This is a genomic window from Polyangium sp. y55x31 (genome assembly GCF_029946505.1).
GTDB lineage: Bacteria > Myxococcota_A > Polyangia > Polyangiales > Polyangiaceae > Polyangium.
The window spans coordinates 134,644-154,035 of sequence record NZ_JARZHG010000005.1 but is presented as its reverse complement, the minus strand read 5'-3'; the positions used below and the strand labels follow the sequence as shown (position 1 = coordinate 154,035).

General features: G+C 68.5%; 16 protein-coding genes. 9 read left to right on the top strand and 7 right to left on the bottom strand.

The genetic code is table 11. From position 1 onward, the window contains the following. Positions 1 to 6: 6 nt before the first annotated feature. Positions 7 to 1,644, top strand: a complete 1,638-nt coding sequence (locus QHF84_RS12110; RefSeq protein ID WP_281313407.1) for a glycosyl hydrolase family 28-related protein — start codon at positions 7 to 9, stop codon at positions 1,642 to 1,644. Here the strand turns inward: QHF84_RS12110 and QHF84_RS12105 are convergent. Together QHF84_RS12105 and QHF84_RS12100 are read right to left on the bottom strand one after the other, a co-directional pair. Continuing rightward, positions 1,641 to 3,140, bottom strand: coding sequence for a CHASE3 domain-containing protein (locus QHF84_RS12105; protein WP_281313406.1), 1,500 nt, complete (start codon positions 3,138 to 3,140; stop codon positions 1,641 to 1,643). The genes QHF84_RS12110 and QHF84_RS12105 overlap by 4 nt on opposite strands. Next, positions 3,113 to 3,577 (bottom strand): response regulator, encoded by a 465-nt coding sequence (locus tag QHF84_RS12100; protein ID WP_281313405.1) that lies wholly within the window; start codon positions 3,575 to 3,577, stop codon positions 3,113 to 3,115. Before QHF84_RS12100 ends, QHF84_RS12105 begins: the two co-directional genes overlap by 28 nt. A 605-nt stretch (positions 3,578 to 4,182) precedes the next feature. On the opposite strand from QHF84_RS12100, the gene QHF84_RS12095 reads away from it, so the two are divergent. Continuing rightward, positions 4,183 to 4,968: a CBS domain-containing protein gene (locus tag QHF84_RS12095; RefSeq protein WP_281313404.1), complete on the top strand. Its 786-nt coding sequence runs from the start codon at positions 4,183 to 4,185 to the stop codon at positions 4,966 to 4,968. On the opposite strand, the gene QHF84_RS12090 is transcribed toward QHF84_RS12095, so the two are convergent. Both QHF84_RS12090 and QHF84_RS12085 read right to left on the bottom strand, forming a co-directional pair. Continuing rightward, on the bottom strand, positions 4,969 to 5,523 hold the full coding sequence (locus QHF84_RS12090; RefSeq protein ID WP_281313403.1) for a CAP domain-containing protein: 555 nt from the start codon (positions 5,521 to 5,523) through the stop codon (positions 4,969 to 4,971). Continuing rightward, positions 5,520 to 7,229, bottom strand: a complete 1,710-nt coding sequence (locus QHF84_RS12085) for a radical SAM protein (RefSeq protein ID WP_281313402.1) — start codon at positions 7,227 to 7,229, stop codon at positions 5,520 to 5,522. Before QHF84_RS12085 ends, QHF84_RS12090 begins: the two co-directional genes overlap by 4 nt. Before the next feature lie 158 nt (positions 7,230 to 7,387). Here QHF84_RS12085 and QHF84_RS12080 point away from each other — a divergent pair, with 158 nt between their 5' ends. Genes QHF84_RS12080 through QHF84_RS12070 form a run of 3 tightly spaced genes read left to right on the top strand, consistent with a single transcriptional unit; the run spans position 7,388 to position 11,435 of the window. After that, positions 7,388 to 9,055 (top strand): DUF1592 domain-containing protein, encoded by a 1,668-nt coding sequence (locus QHF84_RS12080; protein ID WP_281313401.1) that lies wholly within the window; start codon positions 7,388 to 7,390, stop codon positions 9,053 to 9,055. Then, positions 9,052 to 10,407: a DUF1552 domain-containing protein gene (locus QHF84_RS12075; RefSeq protein WP_281313400.1), complete on the top strand. Its 1,356-nt coding sequence runs from the start codon at positions 9,052 to 9,054 to the stop codon at positions 10,405 to 10,407. The genes QHF84_RS12080 and QHF84_RS12075 overlap by 4 nt, the downstream gene beginning before the upstream one ends. An 11-nt stretch (positions 10,408 to 10,418) precedes the next feature. After that, entirely contained in the window at positions 10,419 to 11,435 is a 1,017-nt protein-coding gene (locus QHF84_RS12070; RefSeq protein ID WP_281313399.1) for a hypothetical protein, read from the top strand. An 8-nt stretch (positions 11,436 to 11,443) separates the two neighbouring features. On the opposite strand, the gene QHF84_RS12065 is transcribed toward QHF84_RS12070, so the two are convergent. Together QHF84_RS12065 and QHF84_RS12060 are read right to left on the bottom strand one after the other, a co-directional pair. Beyond that, entirely contained in the window at positions 11,444 to 12,472 is a 1,029-nt protein-coding gene (locus QHF84_RS12065) for a CapA family protein (RefSeq protein WP_281313398.1), read from the bottom strand. Positions 12,473 to 12,524: 52 nt separating this feature from the next. After that, complete coding sequence (locus tag QHF84_RS12060) at positions 12,525 to 13,592, bottom strand: hypothetical protein (RefSeq protein ID WP_281313397.1); 1,068 nt, start codon at positions 13,590 to 13,592, stop codon at positions 12,525 to 12,527. Between the two features lie 150 nt (positions 13,593 to 13,742). Here QHF84_RS12060 and QHF84_RS12055 point away from each other — a divergent pair, with 150 nt between their 5' ends. Then, positions 13,743 to 14,981, top strand: coding sequence for a hypothetical protein (locus tag QHF84_RS12055; RefSeq protein ID WP_281313396.1), 1,239 nt, complete (start codon positions 13,743 to 13,745; stop codon positions 14,979 to 14,981). A gap of 50 nt (positions 14,982 to 15,031) precedes the next feature. On the opposite strand, the gene QHF84_RS12050 is transcribed toward QHF84_RS12055, so the two are convergent. Continuing rightward, on the bottom strand, positions 15,032 to 15,580 hold the full coding sequence (locus QHF84_RS12050; RefSeq protein WP_281313395.1) for an NUDIX hydrolase: 549 nt from the start codon (positions 15,578 to 15,580) through the stop codon (positions 15,032 to 15,034). A gap of 396 nt (positions 15,581 to 15,976) precedes the next feature. On the opposite strand from QHF84_RS12050, the gene QHF84_RS12045 reads away from it, so the two are divergent. The 3 genes from QHF84_RS12045 (at position 15,977) to QHF84_RS12035 (ending at position 19,333) form a co-directional block, all read left to right on the top strand. Continuing rightward, on the top strand, positions 15,977 to 17,212 hold the full coding sequence (locus QHF84_RS12045; protein ID WP_281313394.1) for a M57 family metalloprotease: 1,236 nt from the start codon (positions 15,977 to 15,979) through the stop codon (positions 17,210 to 17,212). 131 nt (positions 17,213 to 17,343) lie between these two features. After that, on the top strand, positions 17,344 to 18,096 hold the full coding sequence (locus tag QHF84_RS12040; RefSeq protein WP_281313393.1) for a hypothetical protein: 753 nt from the start codon (positions 17,344 to 17,346) through the stop codon (positions 18,094 to 18,096). A 28-nt stretch (positions 18,097 to 18,124) separates the two neighbouring features. Further along, positions 18,125 to 19,333, top strand: coding sequence for an acyltransferase (locus QHF84_RS12035; RefSeq protein WP_281313392.1), 1,209 nt, complete (start codon positions 18,125 to 18,127; stop codon positions 19,331 to 19,333). The last annotated feature ends 59 nt before the right edge of the window (positions 19,334 to 19,392 follow it).

Below are 19,392 nucleotides of genomic sequence, written 5' to 3'. Positions count from 1 at the left end.
GCGCGCATGCGCCCGCTCCTCGGCTTGCTCGCCTTCCTCCCCTGCCTCGCCGCGTGCAGCGACGAGCCGCCCGGAGGCGCTGTGCCGCCCGCGCCCGACGCGGGCGCCGACGCCGCCCCGTCCTCCTTCCGCAGCGCCCTCTACCCCGAGGACTGGACGCCCTCCTTCACGGACGCCGAGGGCCACTTCCTCCACGACTTCTCCTACGCGGGCTACCACCACGGGGAAACGCCGCCCGGCGCGCCCGCCGCAACGCCGACCTTCGATGTCGTCGCGCACGGCGCAGATCCGACCGGACAGACCGACGCGACCCTGGCCGTACAAGCCGCCATCGACGAGGCCGCGTCCCAGGGCGGCGGGATCGTCACGTTCCCGGAGGGCCTCTACCGGATCGACGACAAGCTCGTCGTCGCCGCGTCGGGCGTCGTCCTGCGCGGCGCGGGCCCCACGAAGTCGCGGCTTCACTTCACGCGATCGGCGGGCATGAGCTACGACGCGCACCTCGCCTTCGTGGGCAAGGCCGAACCGAACCTCGAGCTCCCGCTCGCCGCGGACGCGACCTCGCGCGCCGACGTCGTCGAGGTCGCGAACGCCGAGGACCTCGCGCCCGGCGACGACGTCCTCCTCGGCTTTTCCATCACGCCCGCCTTCATCGAAGAGCACGGCATGACGGGCACGTGGACGGCCTTCAACGACACCTGGCAGCCCTTCTTCCGCCGCACCGTCCTCGCCGTCGACAAGGCCCAGACCCCGCACCGGATCACGCTCGACGCGCCGCTCCGGTACCCGGCCAAGCTCCGCGACGGGGCGAGCCTGCGCCGCGTCACGGGCCTCGTCCGCGAGTGCGGCGTCGAGTCGCTCGGCGTATCGAACGCCGTCTCCTGGGCCGAGGCCTGGGCCGAATCGCAGGTGCACGCGATCGACCTCCGGCGCGTCGTCGACTGCTGGATCAAGGACGTCGCCTCGTTCCCCTCGCCCACCGCGCCCGCCGAGGGCCCGGGCAGCGGCGCCCACCTCGCCTCGGGCGGCATCCTGCTCGAAGAGGCCAGGCGCGTCACCGTCGAGCGGGTCTCGCTCGGCCTCGCCCAGAACCGCGGCGGCGGCGGCAATGGGTATCTCTTCGAGCTCCGACGATCGAACGAGATCCTCGTCGCGGACAGCGAGGGCGACGGCGGCCGGCACAACTTCATCCAGAACTGGGGCTTCGGCACGACCGGCTGCGTCTTCCTACGTGTTCAAAGCAAACACGGGAAGTCGCTCACCGACATGAACGACACCTCGGGCTTCACGGGGTTGTCCGAGTTCCACCACTCGCTCGCCACCGCGAACCTCATCGACGCCTCGACCTTCGACGACGGCTTCTCCATCGTGAACCGCGGCGACGAGAGCACGGGCGCCGGCCACACGGGCACCGAGAACGTCCTCTGGAACAACCGCGGCACGGGCGCGCTCCGCTCGCTCCAGTTCGGCACGGGATACGTTGTCGGGACCGAGGGCCTCTACGTCACCGTCGAGTCGCCGCTCCCGATGGCCGAAGGCACGATGCCCGTCGACTGGGTCGAGGCCCAGGACGAAGGCGACACGCTCGCGCCGCCCTCGCTCTACGAAGATCAGCTCCTCCGCCGCCGCGCGCGCCTTCGCTAAAGCTCCGCGAGCGCTCTCCGGCTGCCCTCGTCCGCGTGCACGAGGCGGAGCAGCTCCTCCGACACGTTCGACAGCTCCGAGGCCGTCATCAGCGTCTGCTTCGCGCTCGTCTGCACCTCGCGCGCCGCCTCCGAGACGGACTGCATCGCCTGGTTCACCTGCTCCATCGCCGTCGTCTGGTGCCGCGTGCTCGCCTCGATCTCGCGCGACGACCGCGCCGTGTCCGCAACGTACGTGCGGATGCGCTCGAAGCTCGCGCCGACGTCCGCGAACCTGCGCGTGCTCGCCTCCACCGCCTTCGCGCTGTCCTCCGTGGCCATGACGGTCGCGTTCGTCGCGCCTCGCACCTGCTCGACCAGGTGCTGGATGTTCCGCGCCGCGCCGGCCACGCGATCGGCGAGCTTGCGGATCTCGTCCGCGACCACGCCGAAGCGCCGCCCTGCCTCGCCCGCGCCCGCCGCCTCGATCGTCGCGTTGATGGCGAGGATGTTCGTCTGCTCGGCGAGCTCGCGGATGATGTCCACGATGCCCCCGATCTCCTGCGATCGCTGGTTCAAGCCGACCATGTGCGTGACGACCCGATCGACCTGCTTGCGCGTCCCCTCCACGGTCTCGCGCGCCGCGGTCACGGTCTGATCACCGCCTCGCGCGGCCGAGGACGTATCCTCCGCGATACGACTCACCTGGACGGCGCTCTCGGCGATCTGGCGCGAGGTCGCCGTGAGCTCGCGGATCGTCACGGACACCTGCTGCGAGGTCGCGACCTGCTCGTTCGTCGAGCTCGCTTGTTGCGTCGCGGCGGCCTCGAGCTCGCGGGCGGCCGCGCGCATGCGCGCGGCGGCGGACCCGATCTTTCGGCTCAGCGAACGTACGATGGCCGCGCCCACGCCGCTCACGACCAGGAACGCGAGGACACACGCGCCCACGAGCCAGCTCGCGAACGAGCGCACGAGCTCGTCCACCGCGGCCGTCCGGGCGAGCAGGAGCGCCTGCTCTTCGTCGATCATCTCGTCGATGTGCCGGCGAATGGTGTCCATCGTCCGTTTGCCGTCGCCCGTCGCGACCCCCTTCGCCGCCGCCTCGAGCCCCTCGCGCCTGCGCAGCTCGATGTTGCCCGCGAGGAGACGCTTCTGCCGCTCCACGAGCGACCCGAGCTCCACGAGGCGCTGCTGCTGTCGCGGGTTGTCGCGAGTCAGCCGCGCGAGCTCGGCGACGTCTCCGTCGACGACCCCGCTCGCCTTTTGGTACGGTTCGAGGAACGCCTCGTCGCCCGTGATGACGTAGCCGCGCTGGCCCGTCTCCAGATCTTGGAATGCGGACAGCGTATGGCTGAGCGCGGTCAGGACCTCACGCGTATGCGCCACGGCGCCCGTGGCCACGAGCAGCCGCTGGGTGGTCGCATACGCGTACGAGCCAATGAGCACCAGAAAAATCACGGGAAGCGCGATGGCCGCGCCGAATTGTTTTCCTACCGTCCAGGTCCGCGACCCTGCCATGCGTCCGATCCTCCGACTGCTCTCGAGCTCGCCTCGCGGCTTTGGGCCGACCTCGCGAGCGTCGCGCCGAGCATCGCGTGGATGCTCGGCACGAGCTCCGCGTCGATGGCTCCTTTCGTCAACGATCCGTGCGCGCCCGATACCGCCGCGAGCCGCGCGAGCGGTTCTGCCTCCATGTTGCTGCACAGGAGCACCCGGGTCGTACCCATTCCCATCGCGTCGCGAATCATCCGTAGCACGAGAGGTCCGTCGAGCCTCGGCATATTGACGTCGAGCACGACGGCTTCGCACCGCATGTCGCGAATGGCCTGCAGGCAACCGAACGGCCCACGATGAAAGCGCGCTGCGAATCCGGCCTCTTCCAGCCGTCGAGCCAAGCCAAAACCGAAAAATGCGTCGTCATCGATGACGAGGACACGAACGCGTTCCAAAGGCATTCCTCCTGAATGCCACCATGGTGCCGAAGCCCACAGCGACATTGCCATATGTACGCGACGTCCTGGTTCCGAGAGCAAAGCGCACCAGGACCCAGCACGTTACACGCTCATCATCGAATGCGCAGTAAGAATGTTCCCGATTGGCAGGTAGGGTGCGGGGCGAATTTCGCCGACACTTCGAGATTCTCGGGGTCTCGTCAAGCTTTGTCGGGCATCGGCGGTGTACCGGGACACACCTTTTCGGTTTCAGGGCTCGTCGTCCTCGTGCGTGACGCTCTTCAAGATTTGCAGGCGAATGCCCTACACCTCGCCCCATACCTCGACCTCGCCGAGCGGCGCGGTCACACCATCACGCAGCGACAGCAGATCGAAAGTGCCCGCGCCGTGAGGAGGCCCAAGGAACGAAACCATACGACCTCCTTTTGCGACGATCGTACGCGGTATTCGTGCTCCTCGTATGAAGTTCGATGAAGAATCCGTGTTCGTCGCCCGGCGCGGAACGCAAGCGTTGCACGCTTTCACGCAAAGGTTGCGCGAAGGGGCTCGACAAGCGGGACGTCGGACCTGTATATGAGTTGGCAAACCTCTTGCCAGGCGCCGCCACCATGACAACGCCCCTCCTCGTCTCGACGTTGATGAAATCCCCCGTGCTGTCGGTTTCTCCCGACACCCTCGTGGATGAGGCTTACCTGCTGCTCGCGTCGCGACGCATCTCGTCGGCGCCCGTCGTCGACGCGACGGGCAAGGCGCTCGGCGTCGTCTCGCTCACGGACCTCCTGCGCATCGGCCGCCTGCAACCGGCCTCGCTGGCGGGCATCCAGCCTATCGATCTGCCCACCGAGCCCGTCACCGATCACATGCACAAGGGCGTCATCACGGTCTCGCCGAACGCGCCCGTGACGGCGGCGGCGCGGCTCATGGCCGACGAGCACGTGCATCGCGTGTACGTCGAGCAGGAAGGCAAGCTCGTCGGCGTCTTCAGCATCGAGGAGGTGCTCTCCTCCGTGCGCGCGCTCCGCCTCGAAGGGGCCATCGGCGACGTGATGACGAAGTCCGTCATCTCGCTCGCCCTCACGGCCACGATCGCCGAGGCGACCTCGCGGCTCGATCGCGCGCACGTGACGGGCATCGTGATCCTCGACGAGTATCGCCACCCGGTTGGTGTCTTCACGCAGGTCGAGGCGCTCGCGGCGCGTAGCCTCGATCCCTCGACGAAGATCGAGGACGTGATGAACTACGGCATCCTCACGCAGCACGTGAAGACGCCGCTCTACCGCGCGGCGGCGCACGCCTTCGAATCGCGCGCGCGCCGCGTGCTCGTGCTGGAGAACGGCGACCTCGTCGGCGTGATCACGGGCCTCGATTTCGCCCGCGTCCTCGCCGCGACCTGATCAGTACGGCTTCTGCCCGATGAAATTCCCGGGCGGATCGTAGTTGCAGACCCAGAACTCCCAGTCTCCCCCGCCGAACGGCGAGCCCGAGCTGCATTTCGCGATGCCGCAGCCGAGCTTCGTCGTGTTCGCCCAGACCACCTGGGTGTAATGGCCGCACACGGCCGAACACTCGTTCGATGAATAGATATAATCGGCCTTCTCGGACACCCAGTTCGAGACGACCTGCTCCGCGGTCGATCCATTGGAGCTCGCGTACAGGTTCTCGCCGTAGTCGTTCGAGCTGTGCTCCCAGACGCATTTCTCCGCGTACGCCTGCGCGACGGCGGCGATCTCGGGCGACCAGACGAGGGGCGGGAGCGGCTCGGGGGCCGGCGGATCGACGGACGCGCGCGCCGCGTTGTGGGCCTCGGTGATGCCTTGCATCGAGGCCGGCTCGCCGGCATTCGTACTCCCGCCGCCGCTGTCGCCGGATCCTTCGTCGTCGGAGCAGCCCGCGGCCGCCACGAGGAAAGAAACGAAGACGAGCCCATAGAAAGGTGAAAAGCGCTTCATGGGGCGATCGTGGCACGCCGCGCCGCCCGGGCGCAAGCCACCTCGGGGCAGGCGCATCGAATCGACGCCGGGGTCCTGGAGAGCGCTGCACGACGCAGGTTCTGCATCACCTCTCCGTTCCAGAGCGAAACGAAGGGCGAAGACGCGAGCGAGCCGATCGCGGGCGCCTCGTACGCAACGGGATGCACGGTGCCGTCCGGGTCGATGCACGCCTGCTCCCATTCCATGCGACACGTCAAAAACCGTGTGCGATTGGCAAAATCGTCGGCCGCGCGAAAACGACCCAACGCGGGATCGTCGCCGGCGACGCAGGGGCAATCGCCGCGGGGATCGAGGTGATCCACGAGCACGACGTTCGCGGGCGCGAGAATCGCCCCGAGCGCACGGACGGCGCGTGACACCTGCTCGCCCCGCGGCTCGATCCACTCGACCTCTGCCCGCGGCGTGCACGGAAAAACCTCCTCGACCTTCAACCAATCGACCCCGAGCGAAGCCGAAAGCCTCCCGAGCGCGGGCAATTCGCCGACATTCGAAGCGGTCACGACCGCCGAGATCCCGATCCGCACGTCGACCCCGCGCGCCGCGCGACGCCGCAACATGCCCTCGATGTTCTTCACGATCGTCGCGAACCGCCCGCCGATCCGGAGCCCGTCGTTCGTCGCCGCCGTCGCGCCGTCGAGCGAGATCGACAGGCTCGTCAGCCCGAGATCACAGAGCGCATCGAACCGCGCCTCGTCGAGCATCATCCCATTCGACAACAAGTGCACGTCCGTGCGGCCCGGACGACCGGCACGCGCTCTCTGGATCGCCGCGAGCACCTCCGGGAAGATCGGCGCCACGATCGCCTCGCCGCCGTGCACGAAGCCCACGTAATCGGCCGCGGCGAACGGCTCCCGCATTGCATCGAGCAGCCATGGCTGCATCGTCCGTGCGCTCCCGCTCCGCGTCTTCTCGGGCGCGCCCGTGATGCAATGGGCGCAACGCAGGTTGCACCGCTCGGTCACCGTGACGTAAAGCCGCACGGGCAACGGCGCGCTCGAGCTCCCCGTGCGAAACGCTTCGCCCGACGCGTCCGGCCCCGCACGCCCCTCGATCGAAATGCTCGCCGCGCCCTCGCCCCGCCCCGCGCCTCTCGGCGCCTCCGGCCGCGGAATCGAAAACCATTGCCCCGCCCCGCCCGCGCGCCCGACGAGCCGCCCCGATTCCAGTCGAAACACGTACGCCACGCGCCGCGCCGACGCCGGCAGCCGCGCCTCGAACACCACGTGCTCGTCCTCCTCCGCCGCGACCTGCATCACCTCCTCGCGCGCCCCCGCGCCCTCGTCCCACCGCACGACGAGCCCTTTTCCGTACCCCCGCCGCAACGCCGCGCGAATGCAAAGTCGCCCGTCCTCCTCCACGGCCACGAACGGGCTCACCGGCGCGTGCAGGATCGGCTCCTCCGCGCCGCCCACGACGAGCACGTTGTTCCGGAAGCCCCCCCGCGCCCGCGTCCGCGGATTGTCCGGATCGAGCTCCCAGCGCGCGTCCTCGACGTGAAGCTTGTACTCGTGGACGCCGATCGCCGCCTCGATCGTCGCCTCGAACGACCCGTCCTCGCGCCGCGCCATGGGCGTCGGTCGAAACGCCGACCATTCCCCGCAGAGCGAGACGAACGCCGCGGGCCGCTCCGGCCGGTAGAAGAACGTCACGGGAATGGAAACCACGCGGCCACCATACGCGAATCCGCGCCGCGGGGCAGGCCCCTCCGGCCTCGCGGAACTTCTTCACCCCGAGCGTCCCCGCGCCCCGGGACACCCTGGAGAGCGCCCCTTCCTTGTCTCTTCCCTGCCCGTCGGCTCCGCTGTAGCCTTCGCGGAAGGCCATGGTCCACAGACGTCCGCATCCTGGGCGATCCCGAGCGCGGTGGCTCGGGTTTTCCGCCGCAATCGCCGTCTTCGGCGCTTCGCTCACCGCATGCGTCGGCGTCATCGGCGACGCGGACGAGGACAAGACCGAGCTTGAGTCGCTCGTCCTCGCCGCGCCCGCGCTCCCCCGCCTCACGGCCGCGCAGTACCGCAATACGCTCGTCGAGCTCTTCGGCGCGAGCATGCCCGCGGCGCCGCTCGAGGACGACACGAAGCCGTTCCTCTTCTACAACATCGGCGCCTCCAGCACGACGCTCTCCGAGTTCGGCGTCCAGCAGTACGAGGAGTCCGCCGACGCCATCACGCGTCACGCGTTCGCCGATCCGGCCCGGCGCGCGGCCTTCGTCGGCTGCGAGCCCGCCGCGCCCGGCGACGCCTGCGTCGAGGGCTTCCTGCGTCGCTTCGGCCGCCGTGTCTTCCGGCGCCCGCTCACCGACGAAGAAGTCTCTCGCTGGGTCTCCGTCTCGCAGACGCTCGCGGATTCGAGCGCGTGGGAGGGCCTGCGCCTCGCCGTCTCGGGCCTGCTCCAGTCCCCGCATTTCCTTTATCGTGTCGAGGTCGGCGTCTCCGACGACGCGGCCCCCGGACGGCGCAAGCTCACGGGGTACGAAATGGCCACGCGCCTCTCGTTCCTCCTCTGGAACCAGGGCCCGGACGACGCGCTCCTCGACGCCGCCGAAAAAGGCGACCTCGACAAACCCGCGGGCATCGCCGCCGCCGCCGAGCGCCTGCTCGACGACCCGCGCGCGCGCTCGGCCATGCAGGCGTTCTTCCGGCAATACCTCGACCTCGGCCGCCTCGACGGCATCCAGCGCGACCCGGCCGCGTATCCGTACTTCACGCCCACCATGACCGAGGCCATGCGCCGCGAGGTCGAGCTCCTCGTCGAGGACGTCGTCTTCGAGAGCCGCGGCGACGCGCGCAGCATCTTCAGCACCCGCAAGACGTTCGTGAATGCGGACCTCGCGGCGCTGTACGGCATCGAGGCGCCCGGCGCCACGGTGGACACGTTCGTCCCGGTGGAGCTGCCCGCGGACGGCCCGCGCGCGGGCATCCTCACGCTCGGCGCGTTCCTCACCATGAATGCCCACGAGACCCGCACCTCGCCCACGGCACGTGGCAAATACGTCCGCGAGCGTGTCTTTTGCCTCGAAGTCCCGGCCCCGCCCCCGGGCGTCGACACGACCCTCGACCCGCCGATGGGCGAGCCCCAAACGGTCCGCGAGCAAATGGAGGCGCACCGCACGAACCCTGCCTGCGCCGCGTGCCACACCTTCATGGACCCGCCCGGCTTCCTCTTCGAGCATTTCGACTCGTCGGGGTATTACCGCACCGTCTTCGAAAACAACCTGCCGATCGACTCCTCCGGCGACCTCGACGGCAAACCCCTCGCGGACGCGCGCGAGCTCGCCACCGTCCTCGAGACCGAGCCTCGTGTCGGCCGTTGCATGGTCCAGCAGCTTTATCGTCACGCGCAGGGCCGCATCGAGACGAAGGGCGAGCGCCTCGCGCTCGAAGACCTCGCCTCGCGCTTCGCCGGCGCCTCCTTCGATTTCCGCACCCTCCTGATCGAGCTCGTCACACACGACGCGTTCCGTTACATCGGCGAAGAGGAGAGCCCGTGAAGACCACGCCCCTTTCCCGACGAACCTTTCTCCGGGGCGCCGTGGGCGGCACGGCCGTCGCCCTCGCCTTGCCCACGCTCGAAGCGATGCTCGGCTCGCGCGGCGCAGAAGCCGCGTCCACCGACCCGATCTTCGGCATCTTCTTCTGGGGCGGCGGTTTGCCCTGGCACGACGGCCACGGCGCGCCCCAGGCCGGCCACCCCGATGTCTGGACACCCTCCACGACCGGCAAGGATTACACGCCGAGCGAGCTGCTCGCGCCGCTCGCGCCGTACCAGCCGAGCGTCATCACGGGTTTGACCCCGCACACCGAAGTGCCGGATAGCCCACCGGGCCAGAGCGATGGCCATATGCGTGGCTTCATGGTCTCGATGACCGGCGATCGCATTCGTCCCGAGGGATTCGATCACCCCTCGCACACGCTCACCGCGCTCCGCCCCACGCTCGACCAGTACGTCGCGAAGCACAAGGACTTCTACGGCCCGGAGAGCCCCCGCTTCCGCTCCCTCATCCTCGGCGCGAGCACCGCGCGCTTCCATGATTACGGCCACTGGAACGCGATCTCGTACAATGGCCCCGACGACCTGAACCCGCCGATCCTCGATCCAGGCCAGCTCTACGATCTCCTGTTCGGCGTGGCGGCGGACACGGCCGGATTGAAGCGCCGCGCGCTCCTGCTCGACGCGGTCATGGAGGACGCGAAGAGCCTGTCCAGCCGCGTCGGCGCGGCCGACAAGCAACGCATCGAGGCGCACCTCGATCACCTCAACGCCGTCAAGAACCGCCTCGACTTTTCGGGCGAGGCTTGCGCGCCCCCGGGCAAACCCGCGCCGAACGGGGACCTCATCGCGAAGACCGAGATCATGGGCTCGCTCCTCGCCTCGGCGCTCGCCTGCAACATGACGCGTGTCTTCTCGTTCATGCTGAGCTCCCCCGCGACGACGCACGTCTTCTCGAACCTCGGCGTGCCCAACGATTTCCACGCCACCGTCCACGAGGGCGCGTGGGAGCACGCCCGCGCGGGTATCCTGTATCAAATGCAGGCCTTCGCGGCGTTCCTCGGTCGGCTCCAGGCCGTCGTCGAGCCGACGGGCGGCACGCTGCTCGATCGCGCGCTCGTCTTTGGCCTCTCCGAGTACGGCGAAGGATATCAGCACAGCGTCGCCGAGATGCCCTGCGTCCTCGCGGGCGGCGCGAATGGCAAGATCCGCCGCAACGTCCACGTCCGCGACCCCGGCGGCAATTACAGCAAGGCTCACGTCACCATGCTGCGCGGCGTCGGCCTGGAGACGCCGAGCTTCGGCTGGAACGGCGGCCAAACATCCGAAGCTTTCGGCGACATCCTCGTGTGAGGCGCGTGCCATTGCGTTCCCATCCCCTTTCGTCTTTCCAAACCCTCGGCGCCGCGGCGTCGCTCCTCGCGTGCTCGCTCCTCGTCCCGCGGTCGGCGTTCGCCGTCCAGCCCACGGGATATCTCGATAACGCCGGATGCGACGCCATCGCCGGCTGGGCCCAGGATCCCGACGTCCCGAACCAGCCGATCGACGTCCACGTCTATTACGGCGTCCCCGCGGGCACGCCCGGCGCGCCTGCCATCGCCGTCCGCGCGAACGTCCACCGCGACGATCTCTGCGCGGCGATCGGCTCGTGCGAGCACGGCTTTTTCGCCCCCTCCCCGCTCGCCTTTCACGATGGCAATGCCCGCGACGTCTACGCCTATGGCATCGACACGGGCGGCGAGGGCAATCCGGTGCTCGGCAACAGCCCACGCACGCTCCAGTGCCCGCCCGCCGCGCAATCGGGCGTGCGGCGGAAGGTCGTCGGCGCTCCCACGTACGACGCCTGGCGATTCTCGTCGTTCTGGGACCTCTTGCCCCTGCCCGCGGCGGACGCCGACCTCCTCCCGGACGGCCCTGATATCCCGGACAAACCCGAGCTCGTCCAGGCCGACGACGGCACCGGACAAACCTGGCTCGTCGACGGCGGCGTGCGCCGGCTCGTCTCGCCGGGCGCCGCGGCGACCTGGCGCTTCGACCTCGGCAAGGCGTCCGTACGCCCCGCGGCCGAGGTGTATGCCCTCGTCGAGGGAACGCCGCTCCGCCCGCGCCCCGTGCTTTTCCTTCGTGGCGCGCTTTATCTCGTGGACGACCCGCAACCGGTCGTCCCCGGCGGCACGAGCTCCTCGTCGTCGGGCGCCGGCGGCGCGGGAGGAGGCTGGGGTGAGGGCGGCGAGGGCGGTGAGGGCGGCGAAATGACGCCGGCCAAGCCTCCCAGCGGCGCGTGTACGCTCGGCGCCCCCGGAAACGCGGACGAACGATCGTTTTTCTTGCCAATCCTCGGCATTGCCGCCGTCGCCGCGCGTCTGCGGCGACGCAAATGAATCTTCTTTCAGTCCATCGGCGGTAGCGGCCTCGGGCCCGGCGGATCGAGCGGCGGCTCCTCGCTCGGCTCCCCCACGAAACGCGGCGCGCCCCGATCGTCGATCGCGACCCGCAAAAACCGATGCCCGGTGATCCCTTCCCGGGTCACGTCGAGCTCGAGCAGCGTCCCCGTGTGGCTCCCTGCTCGCGTCATCCCCGAAAACACGAAATTGCCGATCCCGTGCGCGATGAGCCGCCCGCGATATCGCTCCGCCGGCTGCACCACGTGCGCGTGCGCCGCGATGACCGCGTCCGCCCCGGCGTCGATGAGCGCGCGGCTCGCCTCGCGCTGATACTTCGTGGGCAGGGGCGCGTACTCGATCCCCCAATGCACGAACACGATCACCACGTCGGCGCGCTCCCGCGCCCGCTCCACGTCCTGCCGCGACCGGGGCCCGCCTCGATCCACGTGGCCGATCAGCGCAATGCGCACACCGGCGACCTCACGCACCACGAACGCCTCGCGCCCGGGGCTCGCCTGCGTCGTCCCGAAATTCCCCAAACCCGCCGAATCGAGGCGCTCGAGCATCTCGAAATACCCCGCCTCCGACATGTCGAGCGTGTGGTTGTTTGCCACCGACACCATATCGAAGCCCGCATCCAGGAGCAGGCGCGGCGCCGAAAGCGGCGCCACGAGCGGCTCGGGGATCGTGGGCTCCCCCTGCGACGTGACCACGCATTCGAGGTTCCCCACGAGAAGGTCGTACGACCGCAGCCGCTCGGCCACATGCGCGAAAGGAAAGGCCGGCTCCTGGCCTTTTTTGATCACCGCCGCGACCCCGCCCGCCATCGACACGTCGCCCACGAAAGCGACGGTCGCGCGCGGCACCGCTGCTGCGGGCGGCGCTTCCAACGACACGGGCGGCGGCGCGGGCCTCGGAATCGCGCTCACGAGCGGAACCGGCTGGCCCGGCGCTCCCGACGCGCCGCTCGAAAACCACCCCGCCGCGAGCACGAGCCCGAGGAGCGTCAGAGCCGAGGCGCGGCGCGCTTGCATTCAGACGATATCCTACACCATCCCCTCGGGTGCGCGAAACATTCGGGAGCGCTCAGACCGCGAGGACGTCGCGCAGATCGAGCCCCGGGATCGCCTCCGCGTGCTCGTTCACGAGCTTTCGCACGCCCTCGGCCAGCACCTCCTCGATCTTGCTGCGCACGAGCCCGGGGACGACCGACGCTTGCGCCGCCGGATCCTGCGCCGCGAGCGCGAGCCCCGCGTCGAGCGGCAGATCACAGCCGGCGAAACGCACGGCCCCCGCGACCACGCGCACCAGCGATTCGAGCCCCGCGACCTCCTCCAGCGTCCCGCGCAGCCGGAGCCGCGACAACGCCACGGCCCCGCCGCGCTCGATACGAATGCACCCGAGCTCCACGAGGGGGCTCCCGCCTTGGACGACCGAAAGCGCCTCGCTCGTGATCGTGATCGATTGCAGGCTCGCGGCGCGGACGCGCTCCGCATTCGAGCTCTCGGCGGCGATCCGCGCGAGGTTTCCGCTCCCCTTGATTTCCACATGGATCGCCCCGCCGGCCGCGACCGAGAGCCCTGTCCCGTTCTGTTCGTGCACGAACGGTTCGCGCAGCGCGAGCGTCGCCTCGGCCGCGGGATCGCCGAGATCCGCGATGGATACGTCCGACGCGCCGCTCGAAGGCGCTTTGCGAAAATTGTCGGCGATCGCCTCGAGCGTCGCGAGCGCGGCCTCGTCCCGCATCGGATCGTAGCCGGGGCTCGCCATCTTCGTGCCCCGGAGACCCGCGGCGATGATCTCCACGATCTGCTTTTTGGCCTCGCCCGTGAAATCCAGGAGCCCTTCCCCCGGGCCGTCGATCGACGAGACCCACGCCTCGATGCGCGCGTCCGAAAACCGCACGTCCGCGCCTCCGAACAGCATGTTCTTCGCGGGCCACAATGCGTCGACGACGATCGGCGGATCACACCGCAACGTCAGCCGATCCTGCGCGATCCGGAGCCGCACGCGGCTCGCGAGCTCGGTCCGGAGCTCGCGGATCCACGTCCGGCTGAGGTTCTTGCCGCGGGGCAACGTGAAGGACAAACCAATGTCGCGCAGCTCCACCATCGGGGGAAGCTGCCCGAGCAGCGCACTCGTCGGGTCGCCCATGTCGCCCATCCCCACGCCCACGTACGAAGTTGCGAGACCGATGAACTTTTTACCGCGACCGGGAACCGAAGGCAAGCCCCCCCCTCCAGCAACAATTCTTCACAGTCCGGGAGTTGACTTTGTGACCGCCGGTCACTAACACGGAGAGCCATGAATTTGCGCGATTTCTTATTCAAGACCGCCCTCCCGTCCCTCACCCTCGCCCTGCCGGCCCTCGTGGGCTGCGGCGGCTCGGAGCCCGCGGGGCCCGCCGAGCCCGGGCAGGAGCTGCTCGCGCCTCCGGAAGCGGGCAAGGGCGTGCAGTTCAAGATGGTGACGAAGCTCGACCCCGGCACCGAGGGCGAGCATTGCATGTTCGTGAGGGCGCCCGCCGAGGGGCTCTACGTGAACCGTGACGAGGTGCGCTTCACGAAGGGCAGCCACCACTTCCTGCTCTACCAGACGAGCTACGACGACATTCCGACCAAGAAAGAGGACGGCACGGTCGTCGACACGAGCGGCGTGTTCGACTGCTCCGACGGCGCCACGAATGGCTGGGCCGTGGAGAAGCTCATCGGGGGCTCGCAGAACGGCGAAGGCGAGGCCTTCCTGAAGTTCCCCGAGGGTGTGGCCATGAAGGTGCGCCCCGGCGCGGTGCTCCTCATGAACGCGCATTACATCAACGCCTCGATGAACGTCATCGAGCCCGAGGTCCGGATCAACCTCTACTCGGTCCCCGAGGCGGAGGTGACGACGGAGGGCGACGTCCTCTTCCTCTACAACCCCTTCATCCACGTCTCTCCGATGGGCGAGGGCCGCGCGCGCATGCGCTGTCCGGTGCACAAGGACATCACGATCGTGAACGTGCAGTCCCACATGCACGCGCGCGGCGTCGACTATTCCGCGTCGATCGTGGGGGAGGCGGAGCCTTTCTACACGAACACCGAGTGGGAGAAGGTCCCGGTCAAGGATTTCGGCGCGGGCCTCCAGGTCAAGGCGGGCTCGTGGTTCGATTACCATTGCGACTACGCGAACGGCGAGATGCGTGACGTCTTCCAGGGGCCGCGCTCGACCGACGAGATGTGTATGCTCATCGGCTCGTATTACCCGGCCGAGGCGGCGACCGCGAACTGCCTCGCCGAGCCCGCCGCCCCCAACCAGCCGAACTCCATCGGCGCCGAGTGGGTGGGCAATGGCAAGGCGACGTGCGCCGAGTCGTTCTCCTGCGTGCAGCAGGCCCTCGGCTCGGGCATGGGCGGCCTCGAGGCCATGACGCCGTGCGTGACGAACTCCGACGCCGCGGTCTCGAAGGAACTCTCGGACGCCTTGCGTTGCTTCTTCAGGACCGGCCCGGGCCAGGATCCGACGATGCTCTGCAAGACCGAATTCGAAACCTGCCTCGCGAACTGACCCTCCCCCGCCGGATCACGCTCCCCCGGGCGTGATCCGGCCCCTCCCTCTCAATCGAGCGACAAAAGCCCGCGCCGCACCGCGAGCAGAATCGCGCCCACGTGCACGCCGTGGATGATCTGCCCGCGCTCGATGGCGGGCACGATGTCCTTTGGCTCCATCAGCGCCACATGGATGTTCTCGGCCGGGTCCATCCGCTGCGCGGAGACACGGCGCGCGCCCGCGGCGAAAAAGAAATGGGCGCGGTTCGTGTGCCGGCTCGGCTCGGTGTTCGTCGAAAGAAGCGGCAGCCACGTCTCGGCGACGAACCCTGTCTCCTCTTCGAGCTCACGCCGCGCGGCTTGCTCGGGCGTCTCGCCCGCGTCGATCACGCCTGCCGGCAGCTCCCGACTCACGCGCGCCGCGCCGTGCCGATACTGATCGACGAACACCACCTGCCCTTCCGCCGTCACCGCCAGCACCGAGGCCCAGTCGGGCGCCTCGATCACGTGAAACTCGTCGATCTCGCCGCCGTGCGGCAGGGCGATGCGTTGCTCGTGCACGGTGAGCCATCGACGCGCGACGATCGGACGGCTCTGCATCACGGACCAGGGCTTCATGCGCCCTTCCCTAGCCTCCCTCCGCGGCCCCTGCAAGCCCGTCGCGGGGAGCCATGAGACGCCCACCATTGCATCTGATGGATACATGGCGAACCGACGCAATCCCTCTCACCTCATGCCAATGGTTTTTCGAGACACACCACGGGTGAACCATAGCCTGCGCCGCCGATGCGTGGACCGGATGACGCCTCTTCTTCTTCTTTCGCGTTTTTCAGGGATCTACACGGTTTCGACGACCCCTGAGGCGACCAATGGAACAACGTTGGCGTCGGCACCCTGACCGGTGAAATCGTGCGCTTGCATTGACGCATGAGGTCGCGTCCTGCTTCCTTACAACCTCCACATTCAATGCCCCGATGGCTCGACCCTGGGTGCGGGGGCCATGGAGGAATCAAGATGAGCGCTGGTACGAAGAAGCTCGGCCGCGAGGGCCGATCCGTGGTTGCTTTTGTCCTCGTCTCCGGCGCGCTCGGCGTCGGGTGCGCGGGAACGCCGAGCGGCGACGAAGCCGTGGCCGACACGTATGGCAGCTTCGAGGCATTCGAGGCCGTTACGTATCGTGAGCCCGACACGGGCATCTACATCGTCGACGGCGACACGCCCGTCGACGACATCAAGAAGCTGGAGGAGTTTTACGAGACGTACGTCCAGCAGGGCGCGCTCATCGTCCACCGCAACGGCAACCAAGACGCGAAGTGGAACGACACCCAGAAGCTCGACCTCACCTACTGCGTGAGCACGACCTTCGGCAGCCGCTACAACTCCGCGGTCCAGGCCATCAAGGACGCGACGGCCGCCTGGGAGGCCGTGACGAACGTCAAATACAAGCACGTCGCCGACCAGGACAGCAATTGCAACGCGCAGAACAACAACGTCCTCTTCGACGTGCGTCCCACGAATGCGAACGGCCAGTACCTCGCGCGCGCGTTTTTCCCGGGCGATGCCCGCAGCAGCCGCAACGTGCTCATCGACGGCGGCGCGTTCGGCAACAACGGGCCGACGACGCTCACCGGCATCCTGCGGCACGAGCTCGGCCACACCCTCGGCTTCCGCCACGAGCACACCCGCCCCGAGGCCGGCGCGTGCTTCGAGGACAACCAGTGGCGTGCGCTCACCCCCTACGACGCCAAGTCCGTCATGCATTACCCGCAATGCAATGGAAAGGGCGATCAGACCCTGAATCTCACCGACATGGACAAACAGGGCGCGGTTTCCCTGTATGGCACGCCGGGCGGCGCGCCGGCCCCGGAGCCCGGCGATCCCGGCCCGAGCGATCCCGGCCCCGGCGATCCCAGCGATCCCGGCAATCCCCCGGCGCCGGGCGGCACGCCGTCCACGCAGAGCTTCAACGGCACCGTGAACAAGAGTCAGGTCGTTCAGATTCCGCCGCTCTCCGTGGTCGAAGGGACGACGTTCGAGGTCACGATGACCGGCAAGGGCGACCCCGATCTTTACGTGCAGTTCGGCGCGCAGCCCGGGCCCGGCGGGAATTGGGCGTGCCGCCCGTACAAGACCGGCGCGAACGAGGTCTGCAGCTTGACCGTTCCGCCCGGTGAAACCCAGGCGTTCATCGCGGTGCGTGGATATAGCTGGGGCCAGTATCAGCTCGCCGTGACGTACACGGCCCCCTGATTCCACCAACCTTCGCGGCTCCGCGCGGCGCCCCTCCCGCTGCGCGGAGCTGCCGCTTCTCCCGGAACGCTCGCCGACGCCCGCCCGCTCGCGCGGTTGACCGCGCCTCGGGGCTAGGATATCCCCGCGCGATGCGAACGCGCTCGGCCCTCGTCCTCGCCCCCTTCTTCTTCCTCCTCGTCGCCTGCGGCGGCGGGGCCGCCCAAGATCCGAAGACGTCGGCCGACGCGAGCGGCGGCGAAGGCAAGGCCCGGCCGCCCGAGTGCGAGGTCGTCGGCAAGCACCTCGTCGCCCTCGAAGATCGGCCGAAAGGCAAGGGCCCGGCCGAGGAAATGCGCTCGCTCACGGGCGCTTTCCTCCGCCTCGCCGACTCTCTCAAAAAAGAGAACATCGAGACGCCCGACTTCAAGGAGGCCGTCGCCGAGCTCGCCGACCAGTCCGAGAGCTTCGGCAACCAGCTCAAGGCGCTCGGCCCGGTCGTCGACGAGATGGACCAGATCAAGGGCCAGCTCGGCGCCTGGGAAAAGAAGGTCACGTCCACGGCGAACGCGTTCGACGCGACGTGCAACAACGGGCCGCAGGCCGAGTGCGAGGCGCTCGGCGTCGAGCTCCAGAAGGTCCCGCGCATGGAGGGCGAGAAGTTCGCCGAGCACGCCGCCGCGATCGAGAAGTTCATCGCGGCGATGGAGAAGCTCCAGGTCAAGGACGCGAAGGTGAAGTCGAGCCTCGCGGCCATGCTCGGCGCGCTCAAGGAGGGCGTCCCGCCCATGCGCCGGTTCGCGGTGCTGCTCGCCGAGTCGAAGAAGGTCGACCCCGCAGGCGAGGAGTTCAAGGCGAAGGTGAACCGCGTCGCGGCGATGTGCGGCGTGAAGCCGGAGGAGTGAGGCTCCTAGAGCTCGCCATCCCCTTTCGATGTCCGCGCCCGCCCAAGCCCTCGGCGCGCCCGCGAACCCCTCCGGGCTCCGCGCCTTCTTCGGCCTCGATCTCCTCGACAACCGTTATCCCGCGCTCCACGGCCTGCGCGTCCTCGCGATCGTCAGCGTCGTCCAGTACCACGTCACGTGGATCTTCTGGGGCGAGCAGGGCATCCCCCTCGATCGCGACTTCGTCGACCGATCCCTCTCGATCTTCTTCGGGATGGATCTCTTCTTCCTGCTGAGCGGCTTCCTCATCGGCTCGATCCTGCTCCGCTCGCTGCAGAAGAGCGGCACCCAGGATCTGCGCCGCTTCTACCTGCGCCGCGTCCTTCGCACGTTCCCGTCGTACTACGTCGTGCTCACGATCCTCGCGCTCGCGCTCCCGCTCACGGAGACGCAGCGCGCGCACCTGCCCTACGAGTACACGTACCTCACGAACTTCGTCTCCTTGCACCGGCCCGACATCATCATGTTCTGGGGCTGGTCGCTCTCGCTCGAGGAACAGTTTTACCTCACGGTCCCGATCCTCTTTTTCGTGCTCCACCGCCTCCGCAGCGAACGCGCGCGCTTCGGCCTGCTCGGCGCGCTCTTCTTCGCGGCGCTCGTGGTGCGGCTCGTCATCTTCTTCCGCTACCGCCCGTGGAACGATTTCATCCTCTACGGCGCGCTCTACTTCCGCACGTACACGCGCTTCGACACGCTCATCGCGGGGATCCTGCTCGCCTTCATCCACCAGCGCCACGGCGAGGCCGTGGGCCGCTTCCTGTCGCGGCCGCTGCATCGCGCGCTCCTCGCGATCCCGGCGCTCACGTGCCTCTGGCTCCTCTTGAACCCCGCGATGTTCGGCGAAGAGCACGTCCAGCTCGTGCACGTCTTCGCCTGGGGCACCGTGACGAGCCTCATGTACCTCCTCGCCTTGCCGCTCCTGCTCCACGGCGACGGCTTCATCCACCGCGCCCTCTCGGCGCCTTTTTTTCGTCAGGCCGCGACGCTCGGGTACGGCGTCTACCTCGTGCACATCCCGATCATCGACCACGTCATCCTGCCCGCCGCGAAGTACCTCCACGGAAAACGCGTCTCGCTCCTCCTCGTCTGGCCCGCGTCCCTCGCGGCCACGATGCTGATCTCGTTCGTGATCGGCTACGTGATGCACGTGCTCATCGAAAAGCCCTCGCTCCGGCTGCGCGAGCGATTCGCGGCCTAGAACATCGATCGGTTTGACAACCGCTCGCTGTTCTAGGCTTCTCTTGTCCCGAGGGGGAC